This window comes from Salmonella sp. 741265050_HSA, assembly GCF_046569445.1.
Classification (GTDB): domain Bacteria; phylum Pseudomonadota; class Gammaproteobacteria; order Enterobacterales; family Enterobacteriaceae; genus Salmonella; species Salmonella enterica.
Genome location: NZ_JBKFSV010000012.1, coordinates 47,978 through 73,312 on the forward strand (window position 1 = coordinate 47,978; position 25,335 = coordinate 73,312).

The following is a 25,335-nucleotide window of genomic DNA, read 5'->3' on the forward strand; positions in this document are numbered from 1 at the left end:
CGCTGAGTTTGCGGTTATAGCGTGGGTGCTCGCCTGGCAAGTGCTTATTTTCAGGGGTATTTTGTAACATGGCAGAAAAACAAACTGCGAAAAGGAATCGTCGCGAAGAAATACTTCAGTCACTGGCGCTGATGCTTGAATCCAGCGATGGAAGCCAACGCATCACGACGGCAAAACTGGCGGCCTCGGTCGGCGTTTCCGAAGCGGCGCTATACCGCCATTTTCCCAGCAAGACCCGCATGTTCGATAGCCTGATTGAGTTTATCGAAGATAGTCTGATTACCCGTATCAATCTGATTTTAAAAGATGAAAAAAACACCAGCACGCGTTTGCGCCTGATTGTGTTGCTGATTCTGGGTTTTGGCGAACGCAACCCTGGCCTGACGCGCATTCTTACCGGGCACGCGCTGATGTTTGAACAGGATCGCCTGCAGGGGCGCATTAATCAGCTTTTTGAACGCATCGAAGCGCAGCTCCGCCAGGTGCTACGAGAAAAAAGAATGCGTGAAGGCGAAGGCTACACGACGGATGAAAATCTGCTGGCAAGCCAGCTATTAGCCTTCTGTGAAGGTATGCTTTCACGGTTCGTGCGTAGCGAATTTAAATACCGCCCAACGGACGATTTCGACGCCCGCTGGCCGCTCATTGCCGCTCAGCTACAGTAACGCTGACTGGATAGTGGCTCACGCCTTATCCAGGCGACAGAAACATAAGCCCGGTAAAGCGCCACCGGGCAATTCGCTTACACGCCAAATTCTTCCCGGTATGCTCGCACAGCCGCCAGATGCTCAGCCATATCAGGTTTTTCTTCCAGATAGGCAATCAGGTCTTTCAGCGTAATGATGGAGATAACCTTACAACCATAGTCGCGCTCCACTTCCTGAATCGCGGAAATCTCGCCGCGGCCACGTTCCTGACGATCCAGCGAAATCAGTACGCCAGCCAGCGTAGCCCCGTGCGCCTGAATAATCTCCATCGACTCGCGAATCGCCGTACCTGCGGTAATCACGTCATCCACCAGCATCACGCGGCCCTGTAGCGCGCTGCCCACCAGACTCCCGCCTTCGCCATGATCTTTTGCCTCTTTGCGGTTAAAGCAGTACGGCAGGTCTTTATCGTGATGTTCCGCCAGCGCAACCGCCGTCGTCGTCGCGATCGGAATACCTTTGTACGCGGGGCCAAACAGCAGATCAAATTCAATACCGGAATCCACCAGCGCTTCGGCATAAAAACGGCCTAACAACGCCAGGTCGCGCCCGGTATTAAACAGCCCGGCGTTGAAGAAATAGGGGCTTTTGCGCCCGGATTTCAGCGTAAACTCGCCAAACTTTAGTACCTGCTTGTTAAGCGCAAACTCAATAAACTGGCGCTGATACGGTTTCATGGATTCGCTCCTTTTCTTACTTTCATCATTTACGAAATTTACGGACAAAAAAAAGGCGACTTTTCAGTCGCCTTAAAATCAATTTTCTAACGCCGCCTTCTGCGTCGCCACAATGGATTCAATTCCCCCTCGGGCCAGCGCCAACAAAGTGAGAAGTTCTTCATGGCTGAACGGCTCGCCTTCCGCGGTACCCTGTACTTCAATAATGCGGCCGTCTTCAGTCATCACGACGTTCATGTCGGTTTCTGCGGCGGAATCTTCAACATATTCCAGATCACAGATCGCTTCGCCGTTAACGATGCCTACGGAAACCGCCGCCACCATGCCTTTCATCGGGTTGGTTTTCAGCTTACCGTTGGCAACCAATTTATTCAGCGCATCCGCCAACGCCACGCAGGCGCCGGTAATAGACGCTGTACGCGTACCGCCATCGGCCTGGATTACATCGCAGTCCAGCGTAATGGTAAATTCGCCGAGCGTTTTCAGATCGACCGCCGCACGCAGCGCACGCGCGATCAAACGCTGAATTTCCATAGTACGGCCGCCCTGCTTACCCTTTGCCGCTTCACGCGCGTTACGGGTATGGGTAGCGCGAGGCAACATGCCATACTCTGCGGTGATCCACCCCTGGCCTTGTCCTTTCAGAAAACGTGGGACGCCTTCTTCAATGGAGGCGGTGCACAACACTTTGGTATCTCCAAATTCGACCAGTACCGAGCCTTCAGCGTGTTTTGTATAGTTACGGGTCAGGGTTACGGGACGCACCTGATTAGCGCTACGGCCTGCTGGACGCATATTGAGATCTCCGGCTTAAAACGAATGTGGCTGCGCATTATACGGACTTCCGATGGTTATTCCTATCCTGACAAGGCCTGGATAGCTATAATCCCCTCATCTCTCCTTTAAAAACGGGAACATCTATGATCCGCAGTATGACCGCCTACGCCCGGCGTGAAATCAAGGGTGAATGGGGTAGCGCGACCTGGGAAATGCGCTCGGTAAACCAGCGTTATCTGGAAACTTACTTTCGTCTGCCGGAACAGTTCCGTAGTCTTGAACCCGTCGTGCGCGAACGCATTCGTACACGCCTGACGCGCGGCAAAGTCGAATGTATGCTGCGTTTTGAACCCGATGCCAGCGCGCAAGGCGAGCTTATTCTGAATGAAAAGCTCGCGAAACAATTAGTTAGCGCCGCAAACTGGGTCAAAATGCAGAGCGACGAAGGGGAAATCAATCCGGTTGATATTTTGCGCTGGCCAGGTGTCATGGCGGCGCAAGAGCAGGATCTGGACGCGATTGCCGCAGAAATTTTAGCCGCACTGGACGGTACGCTGGATGACTTTATCGTCGCGCGCGAAACGGAAGGCCAGGCGCTGAAAGCGCTGATTGAACAACGTCTGGAAGGCGTCAGCGCCGAAGTAGCGAAAGTCCGCGCGCATATGCCGGAAATCCTGCAATGGCAGCGTGAACGCCTGGTCGCGAAGCTGGAAGATGCTCAGGTTCAGTTGGAAAACAACCGTCTGGAGCAAGAGCTGGTGATGATGGCGCAGCGCATTGATGTGGCGGAAGAGCTGGATCGTCTGGAAGCGCACGTCAAAGAGACTTACAACATTCTGAAGAAAAAAGAGGCGGTAGGTCGCCGTCTGGACTTCATGATGCAAGAATTTAACCGTGAGTCGAACACCCTGGCCTCCAAATCCATCAACGCTGATGTAACTAACTCCGCTATTGAATTAAAAGTGTTGATCGAGCAAATGCGCGAGCAGATCCAGAATATTGAATAATTCTGGCGCTCAATATGTCACAGAGCCCGCCTTATGCGGGCTCTCGCGTTTATCGGTAGTACGTTTTTAATTTCCGGCGGATAGCGTCGATAAGGCGCCGCTTCCACTCTACCGTCGAAGCCCGATACTGCATAAAAATAGCGCCTTCCGCCTGCTCCCCGGCAAGCGGCAGGACAAAAAGACCGCGCTTATCGGATAAATTTTCATACCAGGGGCGCGGTACAATCGCCATTAGCGGCGCCGACTGGACAGCAGGCGCAAGTTGACTGTAATCATGACAAACAAACGTCAGCGGACGTTCAAACCCGGCACGAGCCTGCTGCCTGTCCAGTTCGTTGTTCTCTTTTGTCCACGGCAAACAGTAAATGTGTTGATAATGCTGTAGATCAGCAAAATTCAACGCTGTGGCATTCTCCAGACGTGAACGCAATGGCGCGCCATAAACCGCGATCAAACGCGTCGTCCCCACCCGCTCGTAATGCAGAGCGCTGACCTGCTTTTGATGGTCGCCAATTGCCAGCACCAAATCAACCGAGCTATCCAACAGTTCATCACGCCAGGGTCGGCGGGCAAAAGGAAGGCACTCGATCACCGCCTGATGAAGATGACCTTTCTCTGCGAGAACGGGCGTAAGCAGCGCGTTCAATGCGGGAGGAAGTACCACCCGAAAACAACGGGAGCCGTTCTCTTTATCGCCAAACAGCTCCTCATTAAGCGAAACAAACACAGGCGCCAATTTGTCACGCAGCGCCTGCGCATAAGGCGTAGCAATCTGGCGGTTCCCTTCCCGTCGAAACAACGGATCGTTTAGCGCATCGCGCAATCTCATTAGCGCATGACTTACCGCAGAAGGCGACAAAGCCAGCTTTTGCGCCGTTTTCCCCGTAGAGCTCGTCTCCAGCAGCACATACAGTACTTTTAACAGGTTCATATCCATTTGCAGCAAGTTCATTAAACGTCTCTCTTATTGAACCTGGCTAAATTACTGCCAGGTATACTGCGGGCGCTTCAATCAGGAGAACATTATGAATCGCTATGCATTATTCTTTGTATGTATATTTTCAACATCAGCACTTCCTGCCATGGCGGCATTAGATCCTTCACAACCGTTATCACCCGCGCCTCCGTTATCACTGTTTAAAGCGTGGGCTAAGCCTATAAAGCCGTTTCAAATCACAGAAGGCGTGTGGTATGTCGGCACGGAAAATCTCTCTTCTATTCTGCTGACCACTCCGGCAGGGCATATTCTTATTGATGCGGGGTTGGATGAAAGTGCACCGCAAATTAAAGCGAATATTGAAGCGGCAGGATTCCGCCTCACAGACGTGCGCTATCTGTTGAACAGCCATGCGCGGCTGGATCAAGCGGGGGGCATGGCACGTTTGAAAGCGTGGAGCGGCGCACAATTGGTCGCCAGCCAACCCAACGCCGATCAGATGGCGAGGGGGGGACGACAGGATTTTGCGCTTGGCGATGCGCTCCCCTTTCCGCCCGTCACCACCGATAAAATTATCCACAACCAGGAAAGCATCAGCCTCGGAGGGATAACCGTGACAGCACTATTCACGCCTGGACATCTACCCGGCTCAACTTCCTGGCGCGTAACGCTCCGCAACGGCAAGACGCTAATTTACGCAGATAGTCTCGCCACACCTGACTATCTGCTGATTAACAACAAAAATTACCCTGACCTGGTTACTGATATTCAGAGTAGCTTTAAGACACTGGCCGCCCAGCATGTTGATATCTTTATTGCCAACAAAGGTGACCGCTTCGGGCTACTGGAGAAACGACAGCAACTTCGCAACGGCGATACACAGGCTTTCTTTGATTCCAATGGCTTGCAACAGTATGTGGAACGCTCGCGCCAGCGCTTCATCACACAACTTACCGCACAGCAGCCATAATGAAATGATTCACCGGCGGCGCGTCCAGGGCGCCGTTCTTTTAAATTATCTAAGTCAAAACAGAAAAACCTCGCATACAATAAACCACAAAAATGATGTTCAATTTATTGATATTTATAATAAATAATTATTAATCATAAATTTAAAATCATTACTAAAATTTATTAATCGTGTAATGCCTTAGAAAATCTCAATCGTGATACAGCGCACAAATCGTTAATCTTCGCCCCCAGTAAATTAGGGGGAAATCATGCTGTTGCACGTTCTTTATTTAATTGGCATCACTGCCGAGGCCATGACGGGCGCACTCGCTGCGGGTCGTCGTCGCATGGATACATTCGGCGTAATTATTATTGCTACCGCCACCGCCATTGGTGGAGGCTCGGTTCGCGACATTCTGCTCGGTCACTATCCGCTGGGTTGGGTGAAGCATCCCGAATATGTCATTATTGTGGCGACTGCCGCTGTATTGACCACCATTGTTGCCCCCGTCATGCCCTATTTACGCAAGCTTTTCCTGGTACTTGACGCGCTGGGGTTGGTGGTTTTCTCTATTATTGGCGCTCAGATAGCCCTTGATATGGGCGAAGGGCCAATTATCGCCGTGGTGGCCGCCGTCACTACCGGCGTCTTTGGCGGCGTGCTCCGCGATATGTTCTGCAAACGCATTCCACTGGTGTTTCAAAAAGAGCTATATGCCGGCATTTCGTTCGCCTCGGCGGTGCTCTATATTGCGCTGCAACATTACGTCATGAATCCGGATGTCGTCGTTATCTCTACGCTACTGTTTGGCTTTACAGCAAGGTTATTAGCGCTACGTCTTAAACTTGGCCTGCCGGTATTTTATTACCGCCATGAAGGGCACTAAGACCCAAATCCGGGAATATGCTGAGCAGCCAGCCATCTGCTCAGCGCTTTGATCTGCGGATTATCCCGCCAGTCGATAACTCTCCCGGCACGACGCTCGCCCGTCGCTGGCAACTGCCGCCAGTGTTGCTCTGTTCGCATTAATAACTGCTCCCATGAACGATCGCCGCTGGCCTGTAATGCGGCCTGCGTTAAGGGGATATCCATCGCCATGATCCAGCGGGTAAACGACTGCCGGCGCGCCAGGTTAAATTGCCGCCATATCTGCTCGCTTTTTCCTTTAGCAAAGCCTGGCGTGTTGGCTATTTGCGCTGACGTCAGGGTAAGCCAGGAGAAGATATGCTCAAAGCGATGCGTCTGATGCAAGGCCCGCCAGCTGGCTTCACCCATTCCGTCCAGACCCAACGCCGACCGTGACCCCAGCCATATCAGCCTGGAGATAAACTGTTCCTGACACGTTGCCGACGCGTAAAAGCAGGTCAGCGAGTTGAAATGGCTATCAGGCGGTACAGGCTTACTCCGCTCACGACTCCGCCAGACGACCTCATCAAGTCGGGGAATGCCTTGCCCGGCCAGACTCACCAGGATCTGATCGCCCGGCGCGATATCCCACGCTTCCCAACGCTTCACAGAACCGATATTGACCCGCTGAACCCGCTTATCATCCAGTATAACGGGGACAAGCGACGCTACTACGGTAATTTTGCCGCTTTTCCCCACCGAGAACTGAATAGCGCTCACTTGCGCGACCTGCGCTACTGGCGGATATTTCCATGCTGCCAGCCAGTCGCCCTGCCCGGGTCGCCAGTATTGTGCCGCGGGCTCTTTAGCCATGCGTATCACTACGCCATCCGTCACAAAGGGCAACGCTGACGTCAGCCATGACTGGCGCGCCCGCTCGACCTCGCTGGCATCTTTTACCACCAGGGAATATTTCTTCGTCAGACTGAATCCAGCCTTAGCAAGTTGGCTTAATCTTTCGGGCATATTTGCCGGACCGTCCGGCCACGCCCAAATAAAAATACCCAACGAATTTAGCGCGGAGGCGTTATCCTGGCGCATTAACATTCCTGCGACTTTCGAGCGCGCATTCATCCCGCCCATTCGTTGCTGGATATGTCCCTCGCGCTGTAGAAAGATTTCGCCCTGCAACACCGCATTAGCTAGCGCGCCTTGTGTTGTCTGCGGTATAGAGGGGATCAGGCGAATTTTTGGCGTCCAGTCCTCGCCTTGTAGTCCGTTACCCCGGCTGATAGCCCTGGTCAGTTTACCGTTTTGATAAACCAGCGTTACCGCTACGCCATCCACTTTTGGTTGTACCCAAAGCTCGCTGCGCCCGCGCATCCACTGTTCTACCGCCTGTCGGTCCGCGAGTTTGCGTACGCCCGTGTGCGCAACAGGGTGCATTGTTGTACCGTTTAACGGCGGTGAAACCGGAGTAGATGAAACATCCTGACCAACACAGCGTTGCCACTGAACCAGCCTTGCGCTGAGTTGGTCGTACACACTATCGTCAACCGCGCTAACGCCTTGTTTCCAGTAGATGTCATTCCAGTCAGCGAGCTGTTGCTGTAAACGGGCGATTTCTTCAGCGGCCCTTGCTGGCGGCCAGGCCGGGCAAAGCGCCCCACTCTGCGAATGCCACAATAAAATTCCCCACGCCATACTTTTCCATAATCTCATCACGACCTCCTGCGCACATTGCCCGGCAGGTATAGCGCTTTAGTGAATAAAAACCGACAGGTAAAAATGCATCATCCGAGCCGCTTTCCAGATTTTTTGGTGGGTTGCTGCAACGACGCGATAAAAGCGGAAAAAGGGACGCAAAATGCAATAATCTGGCGCAAAAAGTGTGACAAAGACTACGTCGCATAACGGCGATGTGTATAATAAGCCCGTATCAAGGCTCTATTTCGATAATCACAGACGTAAGATACTCATGGCTCAAGGTACGCTTTATATTGTTTCTGCCCCCAGTGGCGCGGGTAAATCCAGCCTGATTCAGGCTTTATTAAAAACCCAACCGTTGTATGACACTCAGGTTTCCGTTTCACATACCACGCGCGCGCCGCGTCCGGGTGAAGTGCACGGTGAGCACTATTTCTTTGTAAATCATGATGAGTTTAAAACCATGATTGGCAGGGAGGCGTTTCTGGAGCACGCGGAAGTGTTTGGCAATTACTACGGCACTTCGCGCGAAACCATTGAGCAAGTGCTGGCAACCGGCGTTGATGTTTTTCTGGATATCGACTGGCAGGGCGCCCAGCAAATTCGCGAAAAGATGCCGCAAGCACGCAGCATTTTTATTTTGCCGCCATCAAAGATCGAATTGGATCGCCGTTTACGCGGCCGCGGGCAAGATAGCGAAGAAGTCATTGCCAAACGAATGGCGCAAGCGGTTGCAGAAATGAGCCATTACGCCGAATATGATTATCTTATTGTGAATGACGACTTTGATACCGCGTTAAGCGACTTGAAAACCATCATTCGCGCTGAACGTCTGCGTATGAGCCGCCAAAAGCAGCGTCATGACGCTTTAATCAGCAAATTGTTGGCAGACTGAACCCACTTTCAGTATCATGCCCAGTCATTTCTTCACCTGTGGAGCATTTTAAGTATGGCACGCGTAACTGTTCAGGACGCTGTAGAGAAAATTGGTAACCGTTTTGACCTGGTACTGGTCGCCGCGCGTCGCGCTCGTCAGATGCAGGTAGGCGGAAAGGATCCGCTGGTACCGGAAGAAAACGATAAAACTACCGTTATCGCGCTGCGCGAAATCGAAGAAGGTCTGATTAACAACCAGATCCTCGACGTCCGCGAGCGCCAGGAACAGCAAGAGCAGGAAGCCGCTGAATTACAAGCCGTTACCGCTATTGCTGAAGGTCGTCGTTAATCACAAAGCGGGTCGCCCTTGTATCTGTTTGAAAGCCTGAATCAACTGATTCAAAACTACCTGCCGGAAGACCAGATTAAGCGTCTTCGGCAGGCGTATCTCGTTGCACGTGACGCTCACGAGGGCCAGACACGTTCAAGCGGTGAACCCTATATCACGCACCCGGTAGCGGTGGCCTGTATTCTGGCCGAGATGAAACTCGACTACGAAACGCTGATGGCCGCTCTGCTGCATGACGTGATTGAAGATACCCCCGCCACCTATCAGGACATGGAACAGCTTTTCGGTAAAAGCGTTGCCGAGCTGGTAGAGGGGGTATCGAAACTTGATAAGCTCAAGTTCCGCGATAAGAAAGAGGCGCAGGCCGAAAACTTCCGCAAAATGATTATGGCGATGGTGCAGGATATCCGCGTCATTCTCATCAAACTTGCTGACCGTACCCATAACATGCGCACGCTGGGCTCGTTACGCCCGGATAAACGTCGTCGTATTGCCCGTGAAACCCTCGAAATCTACAGCCCGCTGGCACACCGTTTAGGTATCCATCACATCAAGACCGAGCTTGAAGAGCTGGGTTTTGAAGCGCTGTATCCCAACCGTTATCGCGTCATTAAAGAAGTGGTAAAAGCGGCGCGCGGCAACCGTAAAGAGATGATCCAAAAAATCCTCTCTGAAATCGAAGGACGTTTGCAAGAGGCGGGAATTCCGTGTCGCGTTAGCGGTCGCGAAAAACATCTTTACTCGATCTACTGCAAAATGGTGCTCAAAGAGCAGCGTTTTCACTCGATCATGGATATTTACGCTTTCCGCGTGATCGTTCATGACTCCGATACCTGCTATCGCGTACTCGGCCAGATGCACAGTCTCTATAAGCCGCGTCCGGGACGGGTAAAAGACTATATTGCCATTCCCAAAGCGAACGGCTATCAGTCTTTGCACACCTCGATGATCGGCCCGCACGGCGTTCCTGTTGAAGTCCAGATCCGTACCGAAGATATGGATCAGATGGCGGAAATGGGGGTCGCGGCGCACTGGGCGTATAAAGAACACGGCGAGACCAGTACCACAGCGCAGATTCGCGCCCAGCGCTGGATGCAGAGCCTGCTGGAGCTACAACAGAGCGCCGGTAGTTCGTTTGAATTTATCGAAAGCGTAAAATCCGATCTCTTCCCGGATGAGATTTACGTTTTCACCCCGGAAGGGCGCATTGTCGAACTGCCCGCTGGCGCTACGCCGGTGGATTTTGCCTATGCAGTGCATACTGACATCGGCCACGCCTGCGTCGGCGCGCGTGTCGACCGCCAGCCTTATCCGCTGTCGCAGCCGCTTAGCAGCGGTCAGACCGTCGAAATTATTACCGCGCCGGGCGCGCGTCCCAACGCCGCCTGGCTGAACTTTGTCGTCAGCTCTAAAGCGCGCGCTAAAATTCGTCAGTTGCTGAAAAACCTCAAACGTGATGACTCCGTAAGCCTGGGCCGTCGTCTGCTTAACCATGCCTTAGGCGGTAGTCGTAAGCTGGCGGAAATTCCGCAGGAAAATATTCAGCGCGAATTGGATCGTATGAAGCTGGCAACGCTTGACGATCTGCTGGCGGAAATCGGTCTCGGCAACGCGATGAGCGTAGTGGTCGCGAAAAATCTGCAGCAAGGCGAAGCCGTGGTGCCGACCGTTGCGCAATCGAATCACGGCCACCTGCCGATTAAAGGCGCGGATGGCGTGCTTATCACCTTTGCGAAGTGTTGTCGTCCGATCCCAGGCGACCCGATCATCGCTCACGTCAGCCCAGGTAAAGGACTGGTGATCCACCATGAATCCTGCCGTAATATCCGTGGATACCAGAAAGAGCCAGAGAAATTTATGGCGGTCGAATGGGACAAAGAGACGGAGCAGGAATTCATTACCGAAATCAAGGTGGAAATGTTTAACCATCAGGGCGCGCTGGCTAACCTGACGGCGGCGATTAATACGACCACCTCCAATATTCAAAGCCTGAATACTGAAGAGAAAGATGGTCGCGTCTATAGTACCTTTATTCGCCTTACCGCACGCGATCGCGTACATCTTGCGAATATCATGCGCAAAATCCGCGTGATGCCAGACGTTATTAAAGTCACCCGTAACCGAAACTAGCGCTATGAATCCAAAACGTTATGCGCGTATATGCGAAATGCTCGCCAGGCGTCAGCCTGATCTCACGGTCTGCATGGAGCAAGTCCACAAACCTCATAACGTTTCTGCAATCATTCGTACCGCAGATGCCGTTGGCGTCCATGAAGTCCATGCTATCTGGCCAGGTAGCCGGATGCGTACCATGGCTTCCGCGGCGGCGGGCAGCAACAGTTGGGTACAGGTGAAAACTCACCGTACCATTGGCGATGCGGTAGCCCATTTGAAAGGTCGGGGAATGCAGATTCTGGCAACCCATCTTTCTGATAAGGCCGTAGACTTTCGCGAGATTGATTACACGCGCCCGACCTGTATTCTGATGGGTCAGGAGAAAACCGGTATTACTCAGGAAGCATTAGACCTGGCGGATAGGGACATCATCATTCCGATGATCGGCATGGTACAGTCGCTGAACGTTTCCGTCGCCTCCGCGCTCATTCTTTATGAAGCCCAGCGCCAGCGTCAGAACGCGGGCATGTATCTGCGTGAAAATAGCATGTTGCCGGAAGATGAACAGCAGCGCCTGCTGTTTGAGGGTGGTTATCCGGTGCTGGCGAAAGTCGCTAAACGTAAAGGTCTGCCTTATCCTCGCGTCAATCAGCAGGGCGAAATAGACGCCGATGCTGACTGGTGGGCGACGATGCAGGCGGCAGGGTAATCACCATGTCAGGCCGCTTGTTAGACGCTGTTCCGCTCAATTCCCTGACAGGCGTCGGCGCAGCGCAAAGCAGTAAACTGGCGAAAATTGGCCTGCACACCGTGCAGGACCTCCTGCTCCACCTCCCTCTGCGTTACGAAGACCGCACCCATCTCTACCCCATTGGCGAACTGCTGCCTGGCATCTACGCCACCGTTGAAGGTGAAGTGCTGAACTGCAATATCACTTTCGGCGGTCGTCGGATGATGACCTGCCAGATTAGCGACGGTTCCGGCATTCTTACCATGCGCTTTTTCAATTTTAACGCGGCGATGAAAAACAGCCTGGCGACGGGACGACGTGTGCTGGCCTACGGGGAAGCGAAGCGCGGCAAGTATGGCGCAGAGATGATCCATCCGGAATATCGCCTGCAGGGCGATCTCAGCACGCCGGAACTTCAGGAAACGCTCACCCCCGTCTATCCGACCACCGAGGGCGTGAAGCAAGCGACACTGCGCAAGCTTACCGATCAGGCGCTGGAGTTGCTCGACACCTGCGCCATTGCCGAACTACTGCCGCCGGAACTGGCGCAGGGTATGATGAGCCTGCCGGAGGCGCTACGTACCTTGCATCGCCCGCCGCCGACGCTCCAGCTCGCCGATTTAGAAACCGGCAAACACCCGGCGCAGCGGCGGCTTATTCTTGAAGAGCTACTGGCGCATAATCTCAGTATGCTGGCGCTTCGCGCAGGCGCGCAGCGTTATCACGCTCAGCCGCTAAGTACCAACAACATATTGAAAGACAAGCTGCTGGCGTCGTTGCCGTTTAAACCCACCAGCGCGCAGGCGCGGGTGGTGGCAGAGATAGAACGTGATATGGCGCTCGATGTGCCGATGATGCGTCTGGTTCAGGGCGACGTCGGCTCAGGGAAAACGCTGGTTGCGGCGCTTGCCGCCTTGCGCGCTATTGCCCACGGTAAGCAGGTGGCGCTGATGGCGCCGACCGAATTGCTGGCTGAACAGCACGCAAATAATTTCCGCAACTGGTTCGAACCGTTGGGCGTTGAAGTGGGTTGGCTGGCGGGTAAGCAAAAAGGTAAAGCGCGTCAGGCGCAGCAAGAGGCTATTGCCAGCGGTCAGGTGCAGATGATTGTCGGCACCCACGCTATCTTTCAGGAACAGGTGCAGTTCAACGGCCTGGCGCTGGTCATTATCGATGAGCAGCACCGCTTTGGCGTCCACCAGCGGCTGGCATTGTGGGAAAAAGGCCAGCAGCAGGGCTTTCATCCGCATCAATTGATTATGACCGCAACGCCCATTCCTCGAACCCTGGCGATGACTGCCTACGCCGATCTCGATACCTCGGTGATTGACGAGCTACCGCCGGGCCGTACCCCTGTCACTACCGTTGCTATTCCGGATACCCGTCGCCATGAAATCATTGATCGTGTGCGCAACGCCTGCACAACCGAAGGCCGTCAGGCCTACTGGGTCTGTACGCTGATTGAAGAGTCCGACCTGCTGGAAGCGCAGGCGGCGGAAGCCACCTGGGAGGAGCTCAAGCTGGCGTTACCGGAGTTGAATATCGGCCTGGTACACGGCCGCATGAAGCCCGCCGAAAAACAGGCGGTGATGCAGGCCTTTAAGCAGGGTGAACTGCATCTGCTGGTCGCCACTACGGTGATTGAGGTGGGGGTCGATGTTCCTAACGCCAGCCTGATGATTATTGAAAACCCGGAGCGACTGGGCCTGGCGCAGTTACACCAGCTCAGAGGACGCGTTGGCCGTGGCGCGGTCGCGTCGCACTGCGTGCTGCTCTATAAATCGCCGTTGTCGAAAACGGCGCAGAAGCGTTTACAGGTATTGCGCGACAGCAATGACGGCTTTGTGATTGCGCAAAAAGATTTAGAGATTCGCGGCCCGGGGGAATTACTGGGCACGCGCCAGACGGGTAACGCCGAATTTAAAGTAGCTGATTTGCTGCGCGATCAAGGCATGATCCCCGAAGTTCAGCGTATTGCCCGTCATATTCACGAACGTTATCCGCAGCAGGCACAAGCGCTGATTGAGCGCTGGATGCCGGAAACCGAACGTTATTCCAACGCCTAATCCTATTCGCCGCGCGACAGAGCCAACAGAAGATCCTCAATCTGGATAGCGATAACGTCCTGGGCTGCCAGGGCATCGCGCGAGATACGCGTTGCCATCGCACTCTCCGGCTCGTCCCGCAGCATTTCCGCCGCCTTCTGCACCCCGTCGAGGATCATCTCCGACGTTAACTGCCGGGTTAAAAACGCCAGATTATTTTCCAACCACGGTTCTTCCGTCGCACCTAATGGCGGTTGCCACTGCCACGAGCCTTCTGGCCAAAGCGGGTTAACCTCTACCGGATAAATTAAATGTGCGGCGTACTGCAACGCGCATACCGCTTTACCCGGCGTATCCAGTAACCACCACTGATTCCAGAGCGAACGGATAAACGGCGCAATGCCGCCGAGAACATTGAAGGTATCCAGCCAGGTCAGCGGAGAGTTGAAACCGCGCTCGTGATTGATTCGCGCCAGCATGGTCTCCAGCAAAAAATGCCGTACCTGCTGACGCTGAGCGGCATCCATCATTTCCCGCCAGAGATAAGGCCGCCGTAACGCACGCAGGAAAGACTCCTCGAAGTGATCGCCATAGCCATGGGTTAACAGCGTTTCGCGCCAACAGGCAAGGCACAGCGGAAACAGATAACGAAACAATTCCGGCTGCATCGGTTCGTGGTAAACCAGATTCAGCACATAATAAACGCTCAGATGCCAATCGGTAATCTGCCGCCAGTCCGTCGCCGCCAGCGCCTGCAACTCAGCATCGGCATAGTCAAACTCCGCTTCCCACACGTTAAGAACCGGCGGCTCATCGCCAAAAATATGACGGCAGCGTTCACGCAGGGTTTCAGGTTGACGGCAACGTTTTTTCATCTTTATCCGGCAAACATTGGCAGCATCAGGTACAGCTTGATTACCAACGCATTGACGATATCGATAAAGAACGCGCCGACCATCGGCACCACCAGGAACGCCATATGCGAGGGGCCAAAACGGTCGGTAATCGCCTGCATATTAGCAATGGCGGTCGGCGTTGCGCCCAGGCCAAAACCGCAGTGACCCGCCGCCAACACCGCTGCATCGTAGTTTTTCCCCATCATGCGCCAGGTGACGAAGATCGCGTACAGCGCCATGAAGATGGTCTGTACCACCAGAATCGCCAGCATCGGCAGCGCCAGCGACGCCAGTTCCCACAGCTTCAGGCTCATCAGCGCCATTGCCAGGAACAGTGACAAACTCACGTTCCCCAGCACCGAAACAGCACGCTCAAATACGCGATAAAAACCCACCAGCGCCAGGCCATTGCTGAGGATCACCCCAACAAATAGCACACAAACGAAGACCGGCAGTTCAAGCACCGTTCCCGCCAGTAGCTGCGCTACGATTTTGCCCACGGTCAGACAGATAGCAATCAGGGCGATAGTTTCGATTAGCACCAGAGAGGTGATCATACGGCCCACATCCGGCTTTTCAAAGGCTGTCGGCACGGCCTGATCGTCAGGCATTCCATCCGGCGTGGTGGAGTGTTTCACCAGATAACGCGCTACCGGGCCGCCAATCAACCCGCCCAGCACCAGGCCAAAGGTTGCACATGCCATCGCAACTTCGGTGGCATTGGCAAAACCATAACGTTCGACGAACAGTTTACTCCACGCCGCGCCGGTACCGTGTCCGCCGGACAGCGTAATTGACCCGGCAATCAGCCCCATTAACGGGTCCAGCCCCAACAGACTCGCCATGCCGATACCGATGGCATTCTGCATCAGCAGTAATCCGACCACGACGACCAGGAAGACGCCAACAACGCGTCCCCCCTTGCGCAGGCTGGCAAGGTTCGCGTTAAGGCCGATCGTCGCGAAAAACGCCAGCATCAACGGATCGCGCAGGGTCATATCAAAGTTGACCTCCCAACCGACGCTTTTTTTCAGTACCAGCAGAGCAACCGCAACCAGTAACCCCCCCGCCACCGGTTCCGGAATCGTATATTTCTTCAGTAAGGAGACAGACTGGACCAGCTTGCGACCCAGTAGCAGCACCAGCGTGGCGGCGACAAGGGTCGATAAGGTATCGAGTTCAAACATTTAAAGCTCCTGTAGTGCGCTGTGACACGTGCGCACAAATCATTTCCTGAGTCAGTTTTTTAGCTCTTTGCGAGTCTTCGGCATGGATTTTAAGCAGAAAAAGGCAAAAAGTTATATAAAAAGGTGCATTTATCTTTTTTAAATATTAAGAATATTCGCTCGCAATCGTTTGCTTTTACCACCTGGTCAGATAAAATCACCGCTTTTCCACCACGAGAATGTCCCTGATGTCCGTTAACGCCATCGAGCCGGCAGATGCGCAACCGGTTGCGCAGACGCAAAACAGCGAATTAATTTACCGTCTTGAAGATCGCCCGCCGCTCCCTCAAACCCTTTTTGCCGCTTGTCAGCATCTGCTGGCCATGTTTGTCGCGGTAATCACGCCAGCGCTGTTAATCTGCCAGGCGTTGGGTTTACCGGCGCAGGATACGCAGCACATTATCAGCATGTCGCTGTTCGCCTCCGGCGTAGCCTCTATTATTCAAATCAAAGCGTGGGGGCCGGTAGGATCGGGGCTGTTATCCATCCAGGGAACCAGTTTTAACTTTGTCGCCCCGCTGATTATGGGCGGTACCGCGCTGAAAACCGGCGGCGCGGACGTCCCGACGATGATGGCGGCGCTGTTCGGCACGCTGATGCTGGCAAGCTGCACCGAGATGGTGCTTTCTCGCATTCTACATCTGGCGCGCCGGATTATCACGCCGTTAGTCTCCGGCGTCGTGGTGATGATTATTGGCCTGTCGCTGATTCAGGTGGGGCTAACTTCCATCGGCGGCGGCTATGCCGCCATGAGCGACAACACCTTTGGCGCACCGAAAAACCTGCTGCTGGCCGGCGTCGTCCTGGCCATTATTATCCTGCTGAATCGGCAGCGTAATCCCTACCTGCGCGTGGCTTCTTTGGTTATTGCCATGGCGGCTGGCTATCTTTTGGCCTGGTTTATGGGCATGTTGCCTGAGAATAACGCGCCGGTCTCACAGGACATCCTGATGGTGCCGACCCCGCTGTATTATGGTCTGGGCATTGACTGGAACCTGTTACTGCCGTTGATGCTGGTCTTTATGATTACGTCGCTGGAGACCATCGGCGACATCACCGCCACCTCTGATGTCTCCGAGCAGCCGGTATCCGGCCCCTTGTACATGAAACGGCTAAAGGGCGGAGTACTGGCTAACGGCCTGAACTCATTTGTTTCAGCGGTATTTAATACGTTCCCGAATTCCTGTTTCGGTCAGAACAACGGCGTAATTCAGTTGACCGGCGTCGCCAGTCGCTATGTGGGATTTGTCGTCGCGCTGATGCTGATTGTGCTCGGCCTGTTCCCGGCGGTAAGCGGTTTTGTGCAGCATATCCCGGAACCGGTGCTCGGCGGTGCCACGTTGGTGATGTTCGGCACCATTGCCGCCTCCGGGGTGCGTATTGTCTCGCGTGAGCCGCTGAACCGCCGCGCGATTCTGATTATCGCCCTGTCGCTGGCCGTGGGTCTTGGCGTCTCGCAACAGCCGCAGATCCTGCAGTTCGCGCCGGAATGGGTGAAAAATCTGCTCTCATCCGGAATTGCCGCTGGCGGCATCACGGCTATCGTGCTGAACCTGATTCTCCCGCCGGAAAAACCGTAAAAACCCTGCGGCGGCGACGCGATTCGCCGCTGCTGTAACGCTCTTTCACCATTCCTGTCTTGAGGATTGCACGCAAATCGTGCATAAATCCCCTATGTGCATTTCACGGGATGGAAGACCATGAAATTGATTGGGAGGTTGCTTCTCTACGTGCTGATCGCCTGTTTAGTGGTGATTTTCGGCTTTTATTTTCTGCTGCAAACGCGCTGGGGCGCAGATCATGTCAGCAACTGGGTATCAGAGAACAGCGGTTATCACCTCACATTCGACGTGATGGATCATCGTTTTTCCGCCCCATCCCATCTTTTACTGGAGAATGTGACCTTTGGTCGTGATGGTCAGCCTGCTACCCTGGTCGCGAAAACCGTAGATATCGGTCTGAGCATTCGCCAGTTAACCGCGCCGCTGCATGTCGACACGATTCTGTTACAGGACGGCACGCTGAATATTTCAGTGCAAACCGCCCCTTTCCCGTTTGAGGCCGACCGCCTGCAACTTCGCAATATGGCGCTCAATAGTCCCGGTAGCGAATGGCGGTTGAGCGCCCAGCGCGTTAACGGCGGCGTTATGCCCTGGCGCCCCGAAGCCGGTCGGGTATTGGGCAATAAAGCCCAGATCCAACTGAGCGCCGGTTCGCTGACGTTAAACGACGTTCCCGCCACGAATGTGCTTATTGAAGGCAGTATCGACCATGATCAGGTGATGTTAAACACCGTTGGCGCCGATATGGCGCGCGGAGCGTTAACCGGCGTCGCCCGGCGTAACGCTGATGGTAGTTGGGTCGTTGAAAATCTGCGGCTGAATGATATTCGGTTACAAAGCGATAAATCCCTGAGCGAGTTTTTCGCGCCGCTTACTACGGTTCCATCTTTGCAGATTGGTCGTCTTGAAGTGACGGACTCCAGCCTGCAAGGACCAGACTGGGCAGTCACCGATCTTGACCTGAGTTTGCGCAATCTGACTCTGCACAAAGAAGACTGGCAAAGTCAGGAAGGTAAATTATCGATGAACGCCAGCGAGTTTATTTACGGCTCGCTGCACTTGCTCGATCCAATCCTGAACGCCGAATTTTCACCACAGGGCGTTGCGCTACGCCAGTTCACCACCCGCTGGGAAGGCGGTATGGTCAGAACCTCCGGCGCCTGGTTACGCGAAGGCAAAGCGCTTATTCTGGACGATACCGCTATCGCCGGGCTGGAGTATACGCTGCCGGAAAACTGGAAGCAGTTATGGATGAAGCCGCTGCCCGACTGGTTGAACAGCCTGACGCTGAAAAAATTCAGCGCCAGCCGCAATCTGGTGATTGATATCGACCCGGCCTTCCCGTGGCAAATCACCGCTCTGGACGGCTACGGCGCAAACCTGGAGCTGGTACAACATCATCAATGGGGCGTCTGGAGCGGCAATGCGACCCTCAACGCCGCAGCGGCAACCTTTAACCGTGTGGACGTGCGCCGCCCGTCGCTGTCGTTGACGGCTAATGCCAGCACGGTCAACATCAGCGATCTGAGCGCGTTTACTGGAAAAGGGATACTGGAAGCCACTGCCAGCGTATCGCAACTGCCGCAGCGTCAGACGCAAATCAGCCTGAACGGACGCGGCGTACCAATGGATGTGCTACAGCAGTGGGGCTGGCCGGCATTACCGATTGCTGGCGATGGCAATATTCAGCTCACGGCCAGCGGCAATATTCAGGCCGATGCGCCGTTGAAACCGACGGTAAACGGGCAATTACACGCGGTCAACGCACAAAAGCAGCAGATAACGCAAACGATGCAAGCGGGAGTGGTGTCCGGCGGGGAAGTTACGTCAACGGAGCCAGCGCTGTAATTGAGGGCTTGCCCGGTGGCGATAGCGCTTACCGGGCTTACGGTTCTTGCTCATTTATAGGCCGGATAAGCGCAGCTCACGGCGCCATCCGGCGATTCAGATTTAAAGCGTAATCACCACTTCATTTCCCTGCGGGGTGATCACTACGCCCAGTTCACTTCCCGCATATGAGCCGCATTTGGTACCGCTAATCTGCGTAATATTACGCAGACACAGCGTCCAGTTGCGCGCCTCGCCTTCGCCGCTCACCGTAATGGTATTGCCTGTGCGTTTCGCCTGCAGCGTAAAGATTGTCGAACCATCCGTAGCAGGGACTTCGCAGACCGCTTCGCAGCCGTCATCCAGATGGAATAACTGGAAGGCCGTACCTTCATGCCAGGCGTAATCGGGCTTCTGGCTATTGTTGCCCAGCGCCAGTAGTGTATTGTCACGCACGTACACTGGCAGACTCAGGAAGTCATGCTGCTGTTTATGCCAGCGGCTGCCCTGCACTTCATCGTTGCGCCACAGGTGCGTCCAGCGGCCTTCTGGTAGGTAGAACTCCACGTCGCCCGCTTCACTAAATACCGGCGCTACCATGACCGCATCTCCCAGCATGTACTGGCGATCAAGATAATCACACGCCGGATCGTCCGGGAACTCCAGCATCATCGCCCGCATCATTGGCGTACCGGCTTCGTTGGCGCGCGCCGCTTCCCGATACAGATACGGCATCATCCGGCACTTCTGTTCGGTGAAGAAGCGCACCACGTCACAGGACTCGTCGTCATAGGCCCACGGAACCCGGTAGGATTTGCTACCGTGCAGGCGGCTGTGGCTGGAGAGCAAGCCGAATGCGCACCAACGCTTGTAGACATGCGCCGGCGCGGTATTCTCGAATCCGCCAATATCATGGCTCCAGAAGCCAAACCCTGACAGGCCGATGGACAGCCCGCCGCGCAGGCTTTCCGCCATCGATTCGTAGTTGGCGTAACAGTCGCCGCCCCAGTGCACCGGGAACTGTTGCGCGCCCACCGAGGCGGAACGGGCGAACAGCACCGCCTCTTCAACGCCGACGGTCTCTTTCAGCACGTTCCACACCAGTTCGTTGTAGATGTAAGCATAATGGTTGTGCATTTTCTGTGGATCTGAACCATCAAACCACTGCACATCCGTTGGAATGCGTTCGCCGAAGTCAGTTTTGAAGCAGTCCACTCCCATCTCCACCAGGCCCTTCAGCTTGTCGGCATACCATTCGCAGGCTTGCGGGTTGGTGAAGTCGTAAATCGCCAGTCCCGGCTGCCATTTATCCCACTGCCACAAGGAGCCGCCCGGGCGTTTAAGCAAATACCCTTTCTCTTTTAGCTCCTGGAAGACCGGGGATTTCTGGCCGATGTAGGGGTTAATCCACACGCAGACTTTCAGCCCTTTCGCTTTCAGGCGGCGAATCATCCCTTTCGGATCGGGGAAAGTCACCGGGTCCCATTCAAAATCGCACCACTGAAAAGCTTTCATCCAGAAACAGTCGAAGTGGAAGACGTGCAGCGGCAGATTGCGCTCGGCCATACCGTCGATAAAGCTGTTAACGGTCGCTTCGTCGTAGTTGGTGGTAAATGAGGTGGTCAGCCACAGGCCAAACGACCAGGCGGGCGGCAGCGCCGGACGCCCCGTAAATTGGGTATAGCGGTTCAGCACGTCTTTCGGGGTCGGGCCGTCGATGACGAAGTATTCCAGATACTCGCTCTCAACGCTGAACTGGACTTTGGAGACTTTCTCGGAGCCAATTTCAAACGACACGCACTGCGGATGGTTTACCAGCACACCGTAGCCACGGTTGGTGATATAGAACGGGATGTTCTTGTAAGACTGCTCGGTGCTGGTGCCGCCGTCGCGGTTCCAGGTCTCCACCGTCTGACCGTTACGCACCAGCGCGGTAAAGCGCTCGCCCAGCCCGTAGACGGTTTCGCCCACGCCGAGATCCAGACGCTCGAACATGTAGTTGCGCCCGCTGTTGGTGTCCTGTACATAGCCGTTATTTTTCAACTGGCTACCGGTGATACGTACACCGTTGCGCAGAAAATCCAGTGACCAGAGCTCGCCTTTGGTGACGCGCACGCTCAGGCTGCCGCTCTTGAGTTCGGCAAATTCGGCGTTGTTCTGCATCTCTACGTTGATATCTTGCAAGACATTGAGTGGATAATGTGGGCCGTTATCCAAAGCGCCCTGGAAGTGTTCCATCCGTACACCTATCACTCCTTCCTGCGGCGAGAAAAAGCGCAAGGTAAACAACGGGGTATCCAGTTGCCAGGTTCGTTCGCGGACATCGCGCGGCGCGGCATAGACCACCATCTCATTCCCCTGCTGTTCAACGTCGAACACCTGAACCGGGTGAATCAAATTAAGGCCAGGCTGGATCAGCCAGTTTCCGTCGCTAATTTTCATAGTCTGTTCCTTTAGTTCTGCAATTCTTTATGGGGAAATTCTTGTTCGTTACGGTGTGCGCCCTGCGCCAGTTGTTCCAGAATGGTTTTCAGGAACGGGCTTTTCAGGGTGTAGTAGCGTTTAGCGATCGCGGCGCTCAGCAGATAACAGATGGCCGGGACGATAGTGAACAGAGCGATGATGATGCTGATCGTGGCGCTGTTTTGCATTTTCGCCGCCGCGTCGTAACCGCCGCCTGCCAACATCCAGCCAATCAGCGCCCCGCCGAGGGCAAGACCCAGTTTCAGCACGAACAACGTGCCGGCAAAACTGATCCCCGTCAGGCGTTTGCCGTTACACCATTCGCCATAGTCGACGGTGTCAGACATCATCACCCACTGGATAGGCGTAACTAACTGGTGCAATACGCCAATCACAAAGATAAAGACGAACATAGCGATCGTGGCGTGCATCGGTACGAAGAACATCGCCACGCTGATTACTGCGAGTAAAGCATTGGTCCACCAGAAAACGCTCACTTTGCATTTCCAGTCGGTCAACGGTTTTGCCAGCGCCGAGCCAATCAGGTTGCCGACGCAATAGGTGGTGAGGAAGGCGACAAACACGCCCGGTTTGCCCAATATCCAGGTGACGTAATACATCATCGCCCCGCCGCGCACGCATACCGCCAGAATATTCAGGATGGTGAGCAGGCCGACTATGCGCCACTGGTCGTTGTGCCAGATATCACGCAGGTCTTCACGCATGGAGGTATGGGTGGCAGGCGCTTCAACGCGCTCTTTGGTGGTAAAGAAGCAGAACGCCAGCATCAGGAACGCCACCACCGAGAGCGCCGCGATACCCCCCTGGAAGCCCAGCGCCTTATTCTCGCCGCCAATCAGTTTCACCAGAGGCATCATCAGTACGGTAGAGAGCATTCCGCCCGCCGTTGCCAGCACAAAGCGCCAGGATTGCAGGGAGATACGCTGCGTTGGGTCATTGGTTATTACACCCCCCAACGCGCAGTAAGGGATGTTGACCACAGTGTACAGAAGGGTGAGCAACGTGTAGGTGATGGCGGCATAAATCATTTTGCCGTTCAGACTGAGATCCGGCGTGCTATAAGCCAGCACACAAACGATACCAAACGGCAACGCGCCAAACAGCACCCAGGGTCGGAATTTGCCCCAGCGCGAGCGGGTACGGTCGGCCAACAGGCCCATGCAAGGGTCGGAGATGGCATCAAGCGCACGCGCCAGTAAAAACATGGTGCCGACAAAACCAGCGGGAATGCTGAAAATATCGGTATAGAAGAACATCATATATAACATGACGTTATCAAAGATGATGTGGCTCGCGGCATCGCCCATACCATAGCCAATCTTCTCCTTAACGGAGAGAATTTCACTTTTCATTACGCATCCTTAACGCTTACAACGCTCACTGATACCGGTTACAGTTTTTGTAAACCTTCCCTGCGAGCGTGAATATTCCGTTATTTGGTTATCAAATTACGATTCTTGTTTTCTGTGATCAGGGTAGCGTCAAAAAGTGTGATGAAATGTAACTAATGGATTTTATGGGGATTTATATGAAACCGATCATGGCAGAAGGAAAGGGAAGTTAAAAAAGCACGGGAGGGGATGTGGAAACGCCAGGAAGTAGCTATAATGCGCGCGCCTCCATGTAGCAATCGAGGCACGGAAGATCGTCGTCTCCGGTGAGGCGGCTGGACTTCAAATCCAGTTGGGGCCGCCAGCGGTCCCGGGCAGGTTCGACTCCTGTGATCTTCCGCCAAAATCCTTCTCTCATGCCCACCATTCGTCCTCTATTTCGGGACAAAGTATGTGCTTATTATTAAGACCAGTTCTTGCATATAATACGAAAGGAAAGGTGGAGAGAGAAAGTGGAATATTATTTTATTAATCACCATTTACCGATTGCTAAAACCGAACGTCCATTTATTGTGGGATATCGTCCGCAAAGAAGGGATAAAAGTACGCCAGGACTAACGCGGGCGGGACTTAACTAATCACCAAACGAACTTGTGGGTCATACTTACAGACTCATCCTTTCTCAAAAGAGATAACGCTTACCAAACCAAAATTATGAGATCAACGTATAGAGCCATCCGGATAAAGATACATGCCTCCCTCCAGATACACGGGTTCTCCTTCTTCTACCGCTAAATTATGATATAGCGATTGCATTTCATCATCTGCAATTTCTTCCTGTTGGTTTTCAATTCGATAATAGGTATCTACATCATAGTTCTGTTTACGGAGATCGTCGTCGCTGTATACGCCAAGCCGTTTTTTTAAGCCTGTTATATTAAATATCCATTTTAACCCATCTTTAATATAATAGGCATCACCATAAGCATTTTCATCGGGGCATTCTTTATAGCCCATCCGCAATGCAACATCACAGCCATGCTTACCAACATATTTATAACTCATATCCCCCCCACAATATGTTGCTTCAATATCCCAGATAAAATTCCTAACGAAAACCTATCCTGATAACCTATGCCACATGAAGGATAGAATTTAAACTAAAGTACGCGTTATATTATCCCCTAAGTCCGTATCAAGTATGCGTATTCTGTAGTAGGTAGTAATATGTTCTAATTTATTAATGTGAGTTATATATGAAGAGATTATTTACAGCGATGATTATCGCTTTTATTACCGTCACGGCATCATCCGGTGCGCTTGCCTGCCCAAAGGGTCAACATCCACATGGGGGTACGGGCTCACATCATAAGGGTGGATGGTGTTCATACGAGCAGTAACGTCGCAGCTTACTCATCTACTTGAAGGCACTATAGCCTTACGTTTATCAACGCAGGCGCTACGTTTGTCGATGCCGTAACTTTCTGAAAGGGAAGGCACAATGAGGCATGTGATCAAAACTCGCCGGGGACAGATGCCTTACTCACTGCAAATGAAAATCCACCACAAGATTCGGATCAATCGACCCATCGCTGGCGAAACTTTAGACGAGACAAAGCAGATTTAGTGACGCTTCTGCTCAATGAGCAATATCATCTTTGCTGTTACAGCGAAATCCGTGCTGATTTGCGTGGCCTCGGCTATCACATTGAACACGTCGAAAATAAAAGCCAGCAGCCAGGGCGAACCTTCGATTATCAAAATCTCGCCGCCAGCGCATTAGATTCAGGGGAGAACGGCGGTTTATCTTCCCTGAAAGGAAAAAATGCTTTTGGCGGTCATGCCCAAGGAAAACAAGATGCTGTGGATATGGCAAAATTTATCCATTGCCATATTCGCGATTGTTCCCGTTATTTTGCTTACCTTTCTGATGGTCGGATCGTTCCTGCTGATGAGCTAAATGCACAAGAGACGGAGAACGCGCAATACACCATTGATCTACTGAACCTGAACAGCGGATTCCTTCAAACGGAACGCCGTAATCATTGGGAAGAGCTGGAACAGCTTTTTGAGGAACATATTGAGAAAGGCTGGGATCTGCAACAATTACTCCAGCTTGATCTGGTCCCTTCGCCAGATCATAAACTGCATGAATTCTTCAGCATTACACGCCAGTTTTTCCAGCAAGAAGCTGAACAGGTATTACAGAGCCACGCCCCTGCATTAATTTAACACCACTATTCCTGATTCAGGGCGACAGCATGATTTATTGCGAGTCGCCTTC

Annotated in this window: 21 protein-coding genes and 1 tRNA gene; 13 read left to right on the forward strand and 9 right to left on the reverse strand. The window is 53.5% G+C overall.

The features are described 5' to 3' along the window. Positions 1 to 68: 68 nt before the first annotated feature. Positions 69 to 665 carry a nucleoid occlusion factor SlmA gene (gene slmA / locus ACLD4F_RS17335; RefSeq protein WP_000818607.1) on the forward strand — a complete coding sequence of 199 codons (597 nt, stop codon included), beginning with the start codon at positions 69 to 71 and terminating at the stop codon, positions 663 to 665. Positions 666 to 742: 77 nt separating this feature from the next. On the opposite strand, the gene pyrE is transcribed toward slmA, so the two are convergent. Further along, positions 743 to 1,384 carry an orotate phosphoribosyltransferase gene (gene pyrE, locus ACLD4F_RS17340; protein WP_000806167.1) on the reverse strand — a complete coding sequence of 214 codons (642 nt, stop codon included), beginning with the start codon at positions 1,382 to 1,384 and terminating at the stop codon, positions 743 to 745. Between the two features lie 78 nt (positions 1,385 to 1,462). After that, positions 1,463 to 2,179: a ribonuclease PH gene (gene rph, locus ACLD4F_RS17345; protein ID WP_001247078.1), complete on the reverse strand. Its 717-nt coding sequence runs from the start codon at positions 2,177 to 2,179 to the stop codon at positions 1,463 to 1,465. Positions 2,180 to 2,304: 125 nt separating this feature from the next. Here rph and ACLD4F_RS17350 point away from each other — a divergent pair, with 125 nt between their 5' ends. After that, positions 2,305 to 3,168 (forward strand): YicC/YloC family endoribonuclease, encoded by an 864-nt coding sequence (locus ACLD4F_RS17350; protein WP_000621352.1) that lies wholly within the window; start codon positions 2,305 to 2,307, stop codon positions 3,166 to 3,168. A gap of 49 nt (positions 3,169 to 3,217) precedes the next feature. On the opposite strand, the gene ACLD4F_RS17355 is transcribed toward ACLD4F_RS17350, so the two are convergent. Next, positions 3,218 to 4,120, reverse strand: a complete 903-nt coding sequence (locus ACLD4F_RS17355; RefSeq protein ID WP_001050867.1) for a LysR family transcriptional regulator — start codon at positions 4,118 to 4,120, stop codon at positions 3,218 to 3,220. Between the two features lie 73 nt (positions 4,121 to 4,193). Here ACLD4F_RS17355 and ACLD4F_RS17360 point away from each other — a divergent pair, with 73 nt between their 5' ends. Together ACLD4F_RS17360 and ACLD4F_RS17365 are read left to right on the forward strand one after the other, a co-directional pair. Further along, the gene (locus ACLD4F_RS17360) at positions 4,194 to 5,075 is read left to right on the forward strand and encodes an HARLDQ motif MBL-fold protein (protein ID WP_023181616.1); all 882 of its coding nucleotides are present in this window, start codon (positions 4,194 to 4,196) and stop codon (positions 5,073 to 5,075) included. A gap of 250 nt (positions 5,076 to 5,325) precedes the next feature. Then, positions 5,326 to 5,943, forward strand: a complete 618-nt coding sequence (locus ACLD4F_RS17365) for a trimeric intracellular cation channel family protein (protein ID WP_000924334.1) — start codon at positions 5,326 to 5,328, stop codon at positions 5,941 to 5,943. On the opposite strand, the gene ligB is transcribed toward ACLD4F_RS17365, so the two are convergent. Next, positions 5,940 to 7,625, reverse strand: a complete 1,686-nt coding sequence (gene ligB / locus ACLD4F_RS17370) for an NAD-dependent DNA ligase LigB (protein ID WP_411010954.1) — start codon at positions 7,623 to 7,625, stop codon at positions 5,940 to 5,942. The two genes, ACLD4F_RS17365 and ligB, sit on opposite strands and share 4 nt — an antisense overlap. Positions 7,626 to 7,881: 256 nt before the next feature. Here ligB and gmk point away from each other — a divergent pair, with 256 nt between their 5' ends. From gmk to recG, 5 genes are read left to right on the forward strand one after another with little or no spacing between them, the layout of a single operon-like run. Continuing rightward, positions 7,882 to 8,505, forward strand: a complete 624-nt coding sequence (gene gmk, locus ACLD4F_RS17375; protein WP_000046966.1) for a guanylate kinase — start codon at positions 7,882 to 7,884, stop codon at positions 8,503 to 8,505. A 54-nt stretch (positions 8,506 to 8,559) separates the two neighbouring features. Beyond that, entirely contained in the window at positions 8,560 to 8,835 is a 276-nt protein-coding gene (gene rpoZ, locus ACLD4F_RS17380) for a DNA-directed RNA polymerase subunit omega (protein WP_000135058.1), read from the forward strand. Positions 8,836 to 8,853: 18 nt separating this feature from the next. Beyond that, complete coding sequence (gene spoT / locus ACLD4F_RS17385) at positions 8,854 to 10,965, forward strand: bifunctional GTP diphosphokinase/guanosine-3',5'-bis pyrophosphate 3'-pyrophosphohydrolase (RefSeq protein ID WP_000280467.1); 2,112 nt, start codon at positions 8,854 to 8,856, stop codon at positions 10,963 to 10,965. 4 nt (positions 10,966 to 10,969) lie between these two features. Further along, positions 10,970 to 11,659 carry a tRNA (guanosine(18)-2'-O)-methyltransferase TrmH gene (gene trmH, locus ACLD4F_RS17390; protein WP_001068436.1) on the forward strand — a complete coding sequence of 230 codons (690 nt, stop codon included), beginning with the start codon at positions 10,970 to 10,972 and terminating at the stop codon, positions 11,657 to 11,659. A 5-nt stretch (positions 11,660 to 11,664) separates the two neighbouring features. Next, the gene (recG, locus tag ACLD4F_RS17395; RefSeq protein WP_392479545.1) at positions 11,665 to 13,746 is read left to right on the forward strand and encodes an ATP-dependent DNA helicase RecG; all 2,082 of its coding nucleotides are present in this window, start codon (positions 11,665 to 11,667) and stop codon (positions 13,744 to 13,746) included. Between the two features lie 2 nt (positions 13,747 to 13,748). On the opposite strand, the gene ACLD4F_RS17400 is transcribed toward recG, so the two are convergent. Together ACLD4F_RS17400 and gltS are read right to left on the reverse strand one after the other, a co-directional pair. Beyond that, positions 13,749 to 14,600: a hypothetical protein gene (locus ACLD4F_RS17400; protein ID WP_000745468.1), complete on the reverse strand. Its 852-nt coding sequence runs from the start codon at positions 14,598 to 14,600 to the stop codon at positions 13,749 to 13,751. Positions 14,601 to 14,602: 2 nt separating this feature from the next. Then, positions 14,603 to 15,808, reverse strand: coding sequence for a sodium/glutamate symporter (gene gltS, locus ACLD4F_RS17405; RefSeq protein ID WP_000462251.1), 1,206 nt, complete (start codon positions 15,806 to 15,808; stop codon positions 14,603 to 14,605). A 227-nt stretch (positions 15,809 to 16,035) separates the two neighbouring features. On the opposite strand from gltS, the gene xanP reads away from it, so the two are divergent. Together xanP and ACLD4F_RS17415 are read left to right on the forward strand one after the other, a co-directional pair. After that, positions 16,036 to 17,427: a xanthine/proton symporter XanP gene (gene xanP, locus ACLD4F_RS17410; protein ID WP_000115428.1), complete on the forward strand. Its 1,392-nt coding sequence runs from the start codon at positions 16,036 to 16,038 to the stop codon at positions 17,425 to 17,427. A 120-nt stretch (positions 17,428 to 17,547) separates the two neighbouring features. Continuing rightward, positions 17,548 to 19,257, forward strand: a complete 1,710-nt coding sequence (locus ACLD4F_RS17415) for an AsmA family protein (protein ID WP_045342583.1) — start codon at positions 17,548 to 17,550, stop codon at positions 19,255 to 19,257. Positions 19,258 to 19,359: 102 nt separating this feature from the next. Here the strand turns inward: ACLD4F_RS17415 and yicI are convergent, their stop codons facing one another. Both yicI and ACLD4F_RS17425 read right to left on the reverse strand, forming a co-directional pair. Next, positions 19,360 to 21,678: an alpha-xylosidase gene (yicI, locus tag ACLD4F_RS17420; protein ID WP_411010955.1), complete on the reverse strand. Its 2,319-nt coding sequence runs from the start codon at positions 21,676 to 21,678 to the stop codon at positions 19,360 to 19,362. A gap of 11 nt (positions 21,679 to 21,689) precedes the next feature. Further along, positions 21,690 to 23,072 (reverse strand): glycoside-pentoside-hexuronide family transporter, encoded by a 1,383-nt coding sequence (locus ACLD4F_RS17425; protein ID WP_080095195.1) that lies wholly within the window; start codon positions 23,070 to 23,072, stop codon positions 21,690 to 21,692. 287 nt (positions 23,073 to 23,359) lie between these two features. On the opposite strand from ACLD4F_RS17425, the gene ACLD4F_RS17430 reads away from it, so the two are divergent. Beyond that, a tRNA-Sec gene (locus ACLD4F_RS17430) sits at positions 23,360 to 23,454 on the forward strand. A 317-nt stretch (positions 23,455 to 23,771) separates the two neighbouring features. Here the strand turns inward: ACLD4F_RS17430 and ACLD4F_RS17435 are convergent. Continuing rightward, positions 23,772 to 24,116: a hypothetical protein gene (locus tag ACLD4F_RS17435; protein ID WP_001528175.1), complete on the reverse strand. Its 345-nt coding sequence runs from the start codon at positions 24,114 to 24,116 to the stop codon at positions 23,772 to 23,774. A 561-nt stretch (positions 24,117 to 24,677) separates the two neighbouring features. On the opposite strand from ACLD4F_RS17435, the gene ACLD4F_RS17440 reads away from it, so the two are divergent. Further along, the gene (locus ACLD4F_RS17440; RefSeq protein ID WP_079981645.1) at positions 24,678 to 25,283 is read left to right on the forward strand and encodes a retron system putative HNH endonuclease; all 606 of its coding nucleotides are present in this window, start codon (positions 24,678 to 24,680) and stop codon (positions 25,281 to 25,283) included. Positions 25,284 to 25,335 lie beyond the last annotated feature (52 nt).